Source organism: Streptomyces sp. NPDC060205 (assembly GCF_042728395.1).
Lineage (GTDB): Bacteria > Actinomycetota > Actinomycetes > Streptomycetales > Streptomycetaceae > Streptomyces.
In genome coordinates, this window is record NZ_JBHWZP010000301.1 from 1 (window position 1) to 11081 (window position 11081).

The window sequence follows — 11081 nt, forward strand, 5'->3', positions numbered from 1 at the left end:
TGTCCGTCTGGGGGCGCGAGGAACTGCGCGACAAGCCACGACGGGCCCGCAGGCGACGACGGTCCGGCCTCCCAGGGGCGCGGGGAACTGCGCAATCACCCGCGACGCACCCGCGCCAAAAGGCCGCCCCGGCCAAAAGGGAGCGCTCTCAGCAATGGAGCGAACCCCGGCTATCCTGATCGGCAACCACCGCCCTGAGGAGCCCCGAGGTGACCGACCAGTCGACACAGCCACGCCCCACACTGGAGGCAGTGGCCGCCCGGGCGGGAGTCTCCCGAGCCACCGTGTCCCGGGTCGTCAACGGCGGCGAAGGCGTCCGCGAACCACTCGTCGAGCGAGTCAGGCGCGCCGTCGACGAACTCGGTTACGTCCCCAACCAGGCCGCCCGCAGCCTCGTCACCCGGCGCCACGACGCCGTCGCCGTGGTCATCGCCGAACCGGAGACCCGCGTCTTCGCGGACCCCTTCTTCGCGCTCCAGCTCCGCGGCATCAGCAAGGAACTGACGGCCCACGACTCGCAACTCGTCCTGCTGCTCACGGAGGGCCGCGACGACCACGCCCGCGTGGCGCGCTACCTCGCCGGCGGCCACGTCGACGGCGCGCTCGTCTTCTCCCTGCACCTCGACGACCCCCTGCCCAGCCTGATCCACGGAGTGCCGACCGTGTACGGCGGGCGCCCCGGCTGGAGCGACGGCTCGCGCGGCGTGGTCTACGTCGACTGCGACAACAGGGGCGGCGCCCGCGAGGCCGTCCGGCATCTCGTCGGACTCGGCCGCACGCGCGTCGCGCACATCACCGGTGCCCTCGACCAGACCTCGGCGGTCGACCGGCTCGACGGGTTCCGTGACGTCATGGTGGACGTCGATCCGAGGCTGATCGTGGAGAGCGACTTCACGCCCGGTGGGGGTGAGCGGGCCATGCGGGAACTGCTCGAACGCTGCCCCGATGTGGACGCGGTGTTCGCGGCGAACGACCTCATGGCGGTCGGCGCGATGCGGGCGCTGCGTGAGCGGGGGCGGCGGGTGCCCGAGGATGTCGCCGTGATCGGGTTCGACGACATGCTGCCGTTCACCGAACAGGCCGATCCGCCGCTCACGACTGTCCGGCAGGACATCGAGGAGATGGGGCGGTTGATGGCGCGGTTGTTGCTGCGGGGGCTGGACCGGAGCGGGGCCGCTGCCGCGGGGGCGCCGTCGAGTGTGGTGCTGCCGACGACTCTGGTACGCCGGGTCTCGGCGTAGCCGCTTCGCGGGGTGCGTGTTCGAGTGCGGGTCCGCCGTGGCCGGTCGCGCAGTTCCCCGCGCCCCTGAACACGGGCCCGTCGCCGGGTGCGAGTGCGTCGCGGTGCCGACCCCAGCCCCATCAGGGGCGCGGGGAACTGCGCGGCCCGCCCCCACTCGGCCGCAGCCAAAACCCGACGGGGCCTGCCCCGAACCCCCGGTGGGCCCACTGCGGGTCCGTCGTGGCTGATCGCGCAGTTCCCCGCGCCCCCAGACGGACAGGCCGGACGCCAAGTGCAGGCACGTCCTGGCTGGCCGCGCAGTTCCCCGCGCCCCTCAGGGCGCGGGGCGCTGCGCGCCCCCGCGCTTCAGTGTTCGTGGGGCTCGTAGCCCGGAATCGTGCCGTCCGTCTTCTTGACCAGGAACAGGCCCGCCATTCCCATGTCGGAGTGGCTCTGGACGTGGCAGTGGTACATCCATGCGCCCGCGCCGACGCCCTCCCCCGCGATGACCTGGAAGCCGAAGGAGTCCGCGGGGCCCACGATCAGGTTGTCGACGACGCGGCTGGGGTCGTCGGGGCCGGTCAGCAGGCCCGTGCGGTTGTCCGCCCAGCGGTGACCGTGCACATGGAACGTGTGGTAGTACTCGCCGTGCGTGATCGAGACGAACTCGACCCGGTCCCCCACCGTGGCCTCGAAGTTGGGGCTGTCGTGCCCCGGCCTGTTGTTGATCGTCATGTCGTTGAAGACGATGGTGTGGGTCTTGTCCGGGAGGATGTCGCCCTGCCTGCGGACGATCACCGGACCGTACAAGCCCTTGCGGATGCCGCCCGTGCCGTGCTCCGTGCCGACGACGTGGTCGTGGTAGTGCCAGTAGCCCGCGCTGCCCGCCCGCCAGGTGCCGTCCTTGCGGCGGCCCGGGGCATGGGTGCGCCAGGTGTACGTACGCGTGTCCCCCGGCTCCACATGCGACTTGCTCAGCTTCGTGCCGTCGCTGGACACCTCGTAGTCCAGGCCGTGGACGTGCAGGCTCGCCGCCACGTCCAGCGTGTTCTCGACCTCGATGTAGGCGGTGTCGCCCTCGTTGAGTTCGATGAGCGGCCCGGGGATCGTGGCCCCGCCCTTCTCGAACCCGTAGCCCAGTTGGCCGTCGGCGAGTTTCTCGATGTACAGCTTGATGCGTCTGACCTCGCCGCCCGCGGGGGCGGTGCGGAGCGCGGTGCTCGCGCTCGCCGCGCTGTCGGCGGACGTCGCGTCCTTCGCGGCGACGAGCGACAACGATGTCGCGACCGTGGCGACGGCGGCTCCGCCCATCATCATCCGGCGGCTGAACCCACGCCTGTCCATCGCGTCAGCGGTGCCCGCACCCGTGGTGTCCATGTCGTCCGTGGTGCTCATGCCGAACTCTCCCAATCTGCAGCGCGATCAACCGGGTTGAAGGGTCTGACGGAACCGAGTGACAGAGACGAACTGGTGAGACGGTAGTGGCATCGCCTTCGTTTATCCACACTCAGGACAAAGTTTGTTGGATACCGGTCATACCTATTGGCGAGTTCCGCGAAAAGGTCTAGCTTCCATGGCGCTGTTGCTGTGACCGAGGAGGATGGGGTGACCACATGCGGCCCACACCGCATCAAACGCCACTGACCGTACGGACGTTGGGCAGAGCAAGACGGAGAGGCTGGGCAGCCGCGCTGGCTGCCGGAGTCGTCGCCGCCGGTGTCCTCTCGGGGCCGGCCGCGAGCGCGCGCCCCGCACCCGAGCCGCCCCTGACAACGATGTCGATCAAATCGCCGCCCGGCAGCGCGGATGTGCGGGTGCTGATCTACCACGGGTCCGCGGCCGGCGGCGACGAGTCGCCCGTCGTCAATGCCGGTATCGAGGCGATCGAGGACATCGGCCAGAGCGGCCCCGCGGCCGGGCGCTTCAAGGTGACGGCCACCGACGACGCCTCCGTCTTCACCGACGAGACGGAACTCGGCCTCTACAACGCCGTCGTCTTCCTGACCGGCGGCGGTGACATCCTCGATCCGGAGCAGGAGGCCGGTCTGGAGTCGTACATGGAGGCCGGCGGCGGCTTCCTCGGCATCCATGACGCGGCCCGCGCCGAGCCGTACTCGGACTGGTTCACCGGACTCGTCGGCGCCCGCCCGGCGGCGAACAGCCCGACGAACGTACAGCGGGCGACCGTCGAGGTCGGTGACCGCCAGCATCCGGCCACCAAGGATCTCCCGCTGCAGTGGAAGCGCCCCGACCAGTGGCTGAACTGGACCAAGAACCCGTCCGGCGACGTGCACACCGTGGCCCGGGTCCGTGAGTCGACGTACACGCCGGGCACGAGCGCGAACGGCGCCGACCACCCCGTGTCCTGGTGCCGCGACTACGACGGCGGCCGGTCCTTCTACACCGGTATGGGTGGGACCGAATCGTCGTACGACGAGACGGAGTTCCGGTCCCATCTGCGCGGGGCGCTCGCCTGGACGACCCGGATCTCGCAGGCCGACTGCAAGGCCACGATCAACGCCAACTACAAGGCGGAGCGGCTGACCCAGCCCAACCAGCCGGGCCAGAACGACCAGATCGGCGAGCCGCACGGCCTGGTGACCGCGCCCGACGGCCGGGTGTTCTACATCGGCCGCGGCGGCGCCGACTCCTCGCAGCCCGTGATCACGGACTGGAACAACCCGGACGTCGGCAAGGGCAAGGGCGAGATCCACGTCTACGACCCGAAGACCAAGAAGGTCACGCTGGCCGGCACGCTCAACGTCTTCGGCAACAAGGGCGGCGGCGACGAGCTGATCAAGGTCGAGGAGGGCCTGCTCGGCATCGAGCTGGACCCCCGGTTCGAGGACAACGGCTGGGTGTACCTGCACTACACGCCGCACTCCCGGATCGACCGCGACAAGCAGATGGCCGAGCGGTACGTCTCCCGCTTCACCTACAACTCGAACACCGCCAAGCTGGATCTGAACAGCGAGAAGGTCCTGCTCAAGTGGCCGGTCCAGATCCACAGCTGCTGCCACGCGGGCGGCGGTCTGGCCTGGGACTCCAAGAGCAACCTGTACATCGCCACCGGTGACAACAACTCCAGTGGCTTCAGCGACGGTTACTCGGGCAACAACCCGCAGCCGAACTACAAGGGCGTCTCCTTCGCCGACGCGCGCCGCACGGCGGGCAACACCAACAACCTCAACGGCAAGATCCTGCGCATCCACCCGGAGCAGGACGGCACGTACACGCTGCCCGAGGGGAACCTGTTCACGGGCAAGGAGACCGCCGAGGGCGGCGGCAAGACGCGTGGCGAGATCTATGTGATGGGCGTCCGCAACCCGGCGCGCATCTCCATCGACAAGAAGACCGACACGCTGTACGCGGGCTGGGTCGGCCCGGACGCCGGATCGCCGTCGACGACGTGGGGTCCGGCGAAGTACGACACGTTCGCCGCGATCACCAAGGCCGGCAACCACGGCTGGCCGTACTGCATGGGCAACAAGCAGCCCTACCGGGACCGCAACCTGCCCGACCCGACGAAGCCGCTCGGCTGGTACGACTGCAACGCGCCGAAGAACGAGTCGCCGAACAACGACGGTCTCGTGAACCTGCCGCCGGTCACGTCGAACACCATCTGGTACTCGCCCCAGGGCGGCGGTCCGGACTACCCGCGGGACGCCAACGGCATCCCGTCGTACAAGACCGCGGAGCAGAAGTTCCTGCTGCCGTGGCTCAAGGGCGGCGGCCAGGCGGCCATGGACGGACCGGTCTACCGGTACGACGGCACGCTGGCGAACGCCGCCAAGTGGCCCTCGTACTGGGACGGCAAGTGGTTCGTGGGCGACTTCTACGACGCCGACCAGCCACGCCATGCCGTGCTGCTCGACCCGAAGACGGCCGGACAGGGCGGCATCCCGGTGCACGCCGAGTCCCTGAAGAAGATCATCCCCATCGGCAACGACGGCATCAAGAACCTCATGGACTGGAAGTTCGGCCCGGACGGCACGCTGTACGTCCTCGACTACGGCCGTGGCTTCTTCACCTCGGACTCCAAGTCCGCGCTGTGGCAGGTGACGTACAAGGGCGGCGGCCCCACTCCCGCCGCCGATCAGCTCGTCAGGGAGGCGCAGTGACGCGCGTGAGAGACATCGGCAGGCGAAGAACTGGACGGCTGTGGACGGCACTTGCCGCCGCACTGCTGATGGTGCTGGGGCTCGCCTCCACCTCGGCGACCGGCCAGACCGACAACACCCCGTCCGGGGCGGGCGCCGCGGCGCAGACGCTCACCTGGACGGCCGGTGACGACATCACCAAGTACGCGTCCGCGCCCACGACGGCGGTCGCGGGACCGACGACGATCGTCTTCGAGAACAGCGAGGCGACCGGCAACACCATGGGTATGCCGCACACGTTGACGTTCGACGTGTCGGACCCGGAGTACCAGAACGACGTCCCGCTGAACATCCTGGCCAACCCGAACGACGACCAGGGCGGCAGGCACACGGCCGAGGTGACGCTCTCACCCGGCCGCTACCGCTACTTCTGCACGATCCCCGGCCACGGCCAGATGCAGGGCATCCTGGTGGTCACCGAGGGCACCGGCGAGGACACCACCGCGCCGGAGACCGCGGCGCAGGTGACCGGCACGAAGAACGCGGACGGCGCGTACGTCGGTTCGGCGACCGTGGCGCTCAGTGCGACGGACGCGGGCGGTTCGGGTGTCGAGCGCATCGAGTACGCCCTCGGTGACGCGGGCGCCTGGCAGCCGTACACCACGCCCGTCGTGGTCGACCAGGTCGGCGCCCAGAAGGTCCGCTACCGGGCGATCGACAAGGCCGGGAACACCTCCGCGGAGAAGGCGGAGCAGTTCACGGTGGTGGCCCCGCCGACGGACGACACGACCGCGCCGGACACCTCGGCGACGGTGACCGGCGAGAAGAACGCGCAGGGCGAGTACGTCTCCATGGCGACCGTCACGGTGACGGCCTCCGACACCGGTTCCGGCGTCAACACCATCGAGTACGCGCTCGGTGACGCCGGTGCCTGGCAGGCGTACACCGCTCCGGTGATGGTCCACGAGGTCGGGGCGCACAAGGTGCGGTTCCGGGCGACGGACAAGGCGGGCAACGTGGCCGCCGAGAAGTCGGTGTCGTTCACCGTGGTCGCGCCGCCGGTGGAGGACACCACTCCCCCGGTGACCGGTGTGAGCGTCGAGGGTACGAAGAACTCCTCCGGTGCGTACATCAACAGCGCCAAGGTGACGGTGACCGCGACCGACGCGCACGGCGGCTCGGGCGTGGACAAGATCGAGTACTCGCTCGACGGCGGCCCCTACCTCGCGTACACCGCTCCCGTGGTGGTCGACCGCGTGGGCGCGCACTCGGTGGTCTACCGGGCGAGCGACAAGGCGGGCAACACCTCGGACGCCCGTACGGTGAGCTTCACGGTCGCCCCGGGCGGCGGCGTGCCGGCGCCCAACTGCGCCGAGTACGACGAGCGGTTGACGGTCATCGTCGGCACGGTCGACTCGGGTGTGCCGAACCGGATCACCAACAGCCGGTGCCGCATCAACGAGTTGATCGAGGACGAGAAGGAGTGGACGTCCCACGCGCTGTTCCTCAAGCACGTGACGTCGGTCCTCAAGACCCTCCTCAAGGACGGCGTGATCGTCCAGCGCGAGTACGACCTGATCGACGAGGCGGCCGACGAGTCGGGCATCGGTGACCCCGGCCAGACCGAGGGCTACCGCACGATCATGGACGGTACGCAGGACACCTTCGGCAAGTGGCAGCACGTGGGCGGCGGTTCGTTCGCGCTGAACGGCGACGGCACCATCACGTCGGGTACGGCGCGGGACGGGCTCGGCATGCTCTGGTTCCCCGAGCGCAAGTACGGGGACTTCTCGCTGAAGCTCCAGTGGCGTGACGACGCGCCGGGCACGGGCAACGCCAACTCCGGTGTGTTCGTGCGGTTCCCGCAGGTCCACAACCACCCGGAGGAGTCCCGGCCGGAGTGGGTCGCCATCAAGTACGGGCACGAGATACAGGAGTTCGACAGCCCCACCGGCGACATGTACAAGACCGGTTCCCTCTACGGCTTCGACCGGGTGGGCCTGGCCGGTGCCGGTGTCACCCAGAAGGGCACCTGGAACGACTACGAGATCCGCGTGGTGGACCAGCACTACTCGGTCTACCGCAACGGCGTGCTGATCAACGAGTTCGACAACACCGGCGGTCAGGAGTTCACCCCGCCCCGCTCGGACGACCCGGGCACGGACGGGCGGCGGTTCTCCTCCGGCTACATCGGGCTCCAGGTGCACAGCACGACGGACGTGGTGTCGTACCGCGACGTCAGGATCAAGGAGCTGTGACGCCCGGCTAGTCAACTGGCAGGTCAGCTCTCCTTCTTGGCCCTGCTCGGCTGTACCCGCTTCGGCTCGCCCGGCATCTTCGGGTACTCGGGCGGGTACGGCAGATCGCCCAGCCCGTGATCGTGTTCGTCACGGGTGGCGAGTTCGAGCAGGGCTTCGAGGGAATAGGCGTGGTCGTCCATGTCCGCGTGCACATCGCCGAGTTCGGCGAAGCGCGCGGGCATGGTCGCGAGATCGAAGTCCCGGGGCACGGCCTCGCCGACCTCGTCCCAGGTCAGGGGCGCCGACACCGGCGCGTGCGGCCGGGGGCGCACCGAATAGGCGGAGGCGATCGTGCGGTCGCGGGCCGTCTGGTTGTAGTCGACGAAGATCTTCTCGCCCCGCTCCTCCTTCCACCAGGCCGTGGTCACCTGGTCCGGCATCCGGCGCTCCAGCTCACGTCCGACGGCGATCGCGGCCCGGCGGACCTGGGTGAACGTCCAGCGCGGCTCGATCGGCACGAAGACGTGCAGCCCCCGGCCGCCGGAGGTCTTGGGGAAGCCGCGCAGATCGCCGTACTCGTGCAGCACCTCGCGCAGCTCATGGGCCGCGCGTACCGCGTCGGCGTAGTCGGTGCCCGGCTGCGGGTCGAGGTCGATGCGCAGTTCGTCCGGCCGGTCGACGTCGTCCCGGCGTACGGGCCAGGGGTGGAAGGTCAGCGTGCCGAACTGGGCGGCCCACAGGACGGCGGCGACCTCCGTGGGGCACATCTCGTCGGCGCTGCGGCCGCTGGGGAAGGCGATGTGCGCGGTGGGGATCCAGTCGGGCATGTTCTTCGGGGCCCGCTTCTGGAAGAAGGACTCGCCGCCGACGCCCTCCGGGTAGCGCTCCAGGGTCGTGGGCCGGTTCCGCAGCGCGCGCAGGATGCCGGGGCCGACCGCGAGGTAGTACCGGGCGAGGTCCAGCTTCGTGAAGCCACGCTCCGGGAAGAAGACCCTGTCCGGGCTGGACAGCCGTACCGTCCTGCCCGCCGCCTCCAGCTCCACCGCATCCGCCATGCGAGCCACGGTAGGCGCACCGCGCACACCTCGCATATCCGCAGCAAAGGCATATAGCGGGCGATTATCGACGTATCACCGCAGAATCGGTGTATGGATCTGCCGGTGATGCCGCCCGTGAAGCCCATGCTCGCCAAGTCCGCAGCGCGGATTCCGCCGGGCATGCACTACGAGGCGAAGTGGGACGGGTTCCGGGCGATCGTCTTCCGTGACGGGGACGAGGTCGAGATCGGCAGCCGTAACACGAAGTCGCTGGTCAGGTACTTCCCCGAGCTGGTGGAGGCCTTGCGGGAGCGGTTGCCCGAGCGCTGTGTGGTGGACGGCGAGATCGTGGTCGCGCGGGGCGGACGGCTCGACTTCGACGCTCTCTCCGAGCGCATCCATCCGGCGGCATCCCGGGTGACGACCCTCTCGGAACGCCATCCCGCGTCGTTCGTGGCGTTCGACCTGCTCGCGCTGGCCGACGAGTCGCTGCTGGACACCCCACTGTCCGACCGGCGGGCCCTGCTGGAGAGGGCGCTGTCCGACAGCGCGCCCCCCGTGCACCTGGCGCCGGCGACGACGGACATCGAGGTGGCGCGGCAGTGGTTCGAGCAGTACGAGGGGGCCGGGCTCGACGGAGTGGTCGCCAAACCGCTCACCCTGCGCTACGGGCAGGACGAACGCCTGATGTTCAAGATCAAGCACGAGCGCACGGCGGACGTGGTGGTCGCGGGCTACCGGCTCCACAAGAGCGGGCCCGTCGTCGGCTCGCTGCTGCTCGGCCTGTACGACGCCGGGGGCACGTTGCAGCACGTGGGGGTGTGTGCGGCCTTCACGATGAAGCGGCGCGAGGAGCTGATCGCCGAGCTGGCCCCGCTGCTCATGGAGTCGCCGGCCGGGCATCCATGGGCGGCCTGGGCCGAGGAGTCGGCGCACGAGTCGGCGCGGCTGCCCGGCGCGCCCAGCCGCTGGACGGGCAAGAAGGACCTGTCCTGGATTCCGCTGCGGCCGGAACTGGTGTGCGAGGTGGCGTACGAGCACATGGAGAACGGCGCGCGCTTCCGGCACATGGCGCGCTTCCGCCGCTGGCGCCCGGACCGTACGCCGGAGAGCTGTACGTACGCCCAGCTGGAGGAGCCGGTCGGCTACGACCTCGCGGACATCCTGGGCCCGCGGGACTGAACGGCCCCGAACGCATTTCCGCCACCCAACGCCCTTGCGCGGCAGCCTGGTTGGGTACGTCTTCCGCGTACGACCCGTGTCGTGCGGTACGGCGCCGTCGGCCGAACCGCCGCACCCTGCTGGCCGCTCACGTGACCCGCTCGGACCAGCGCACGCCTTCGATCTTGGCTCATTGGGTACGTACTCATTGAACCTATAACCTGAAAAACGACGAAACGGGGCACGGTGGCCACGGTACGCAGGAGACGGACGGAGCGGACGGGGCGGACGGGGCGTTCGAGGCGCTCGGCCATGACGACGACACTGCTGGTCGCCCTGCTGGCGGGCGCCACGGCGACGGCCTGTACGCGGGGTGAGCCGCTCGACGACAAGCAGCGCGGGAACATGCCGCCCCGCACCGACAGCACGCAGGGCACCAGCGCCCCGGCGAGTCCGGTGCCGCAGGCCGCCTCCCCGCTCGTCGTGAAGATCGACAACGTGCCCGGCGCCCGCCCGCAGACGGGCCTGGACGCCGCCGACGTCGTGTACGCCGAGCAGGTCGAGGGTGGTCTCAGCCGGCTGATGGCGGTGTACGCGACCCGCCTGCCGAAGGCCATCGGGCCGGTGCGCAGCGCCCGCGAGTCGGATCTGGAGCTGCTGCGCCAGTTCCACAAGCCGACGCTCGCCTTCTCCGGAGCCCAGAAGAAGCTGCTGCCGCTGATCGACAGCGCGCCGCTGCAGACCGCCCTTCCGGAGGAGAAGACGAACGCGTACTACCGGGGCACGGACAAGCCGCAGCCGCACAACCTCTATCTGCGGCCTCAGCGGCTGCTGACCGGCACGCCCGGGGCCGACGCGCTGACGACGGGCTTCCGGTACGGTGCCGCGCCCGCGGGAGGCACGCCCGAGAGCACGCGTACGGTCCGCTTCCCGCAGGCCCGCTTCACCTTCGACTGGTCCCGGGACCAGCGGCGGTGGCTGGTGTCGATGGACGGGACGCCCGCGGTGACGACCGGTGGGAAGCGGGTTTCCGCCTCCACGGTCGTCGTGCAGTACGTGAACATCCGTAAGTCCCGGTACCACGACTATCTCGGCAACGTCACGCCCTACACGGAGACGGTGGGGTCTGGGACGGCGAAGGTGTTGCGGGACGGCAAGGCGTTCGATGTGGCGTGGAAGCGGCCGCTTGCGACGGGTGGCACGGAGTTCACGACTCCGTCCGGCGCGCCGGTGAACTTCGCGAAGGGTCAGGTGTGGGTGGTCTTCGCCCGAGCGTGACCCCCACTCGGCGCCGGCCTGGCGTATCGCCTTCACCTGCGGG

The 11081-nt window shown here is 69.7% G+C and carries 7 protein-coding genes; 5 read left to right on the forward strand and 2 right to left on the reverse strand.

Annotated elements, in window-relative coordinates; all coding sequences use genetic code 11:
* Positions 1–209: 209 nt before the first annotated feature.
* Positions 210–1241, forward strand: coding sequence for a LacI family DNA-binding transcriptional regulator (locus ACFWGJ_RS35230; protein ID WP_387332735.1), 1032 nt, complete (start codon positions 210–212; stop codon positions 1239–1241).
* Between the two features lie 347 nt (positions 1242–1588).
* Here ACFWGJ_RS35230 and ACFWGJ_RS35235 read toward each other — a convergent pair whose 3' ends face one another.
* On the reverse strand, positions 1589–2566 hold the full coding sequence (locus ACFWGJ_RS35235; protein WP_387332742.1) for a multicopper oxidase domain-containing protein: 978 nt from the start codon (positions 2564–2566) through the stop codon (positions 1589–1591).
* Between the two features lie 347 nt (positions 2567–2913).
* On the opposite strand from ACFWGJ_RS35235, the gene ACFWGJ_RS35240 reads away from it, so the two are divergent.
* Positions 2914–5343: a ThuA domain-containing protein gene (locus ACFWGJ_RS35240; protein ID WP_387332744.1), complete on the forward strand. Its 2430-nt coding sequence runs from the start codon at positions 2914–2916 to the stop codon at positions 5341–5343.
* A 38-nt stretch (positions 5344–5381) separates the two neighbouring features.
* Positions 5382–7580, forward strand: a complete 2199-nt coding sequence (locus ACFWGJ_RS35245) for an OmpL47-type beta-barrel domain-containing protein (protein WP_387332746.1) — start codon at positions 5382–5384, stop codon at positions 7578–7580.
* Positions 7581–7603: 23 nt separating this feature from the next.
* On the opposite strand, the gene ligD is transcribed toward ACFWGJ_RS35245, so the two are convergent.
* Entirely contained in the window at positions 7604–8617 is a 1014-nt protein-coding gene (gene ligD / locus ACFWGJ_RS35250; protein ID WP_387332737.1) for a non-homologous end-joining DNA ligase, read from the reverse strand.
* Between the two features lie 93 nt (positions 8618–8710).
* Here ligD and ACFWGJ_RS35255 point away from each other — a divergent pair, with 93 nt between their 5' ends.
* Positions 8711–9781: an ATP-dependent DNA ligase gene (locus ACFWGJ_RS35255; protein ID WP_387332738.1), complete on the forward strand. Its 1071-nt coding sequence runs from the start codon at positions 8711–8713 to the stop codon at positions 9779–9781.
* A gap of 291 nt (positions 9782–10072) precedes the next feature.
* On the forward strand, positions 10073–11038 hold the full coding sequence (locus ACFWGJ_RS35260) for a DUF3048 domain-containing protein (protein WP_387332740.1): 966 nt from the start codon (positions 10073–10075) through the stop codon (positions 11036–11038).
* Positions 11039–11081 lie beyond the last annotated feature (43 nt).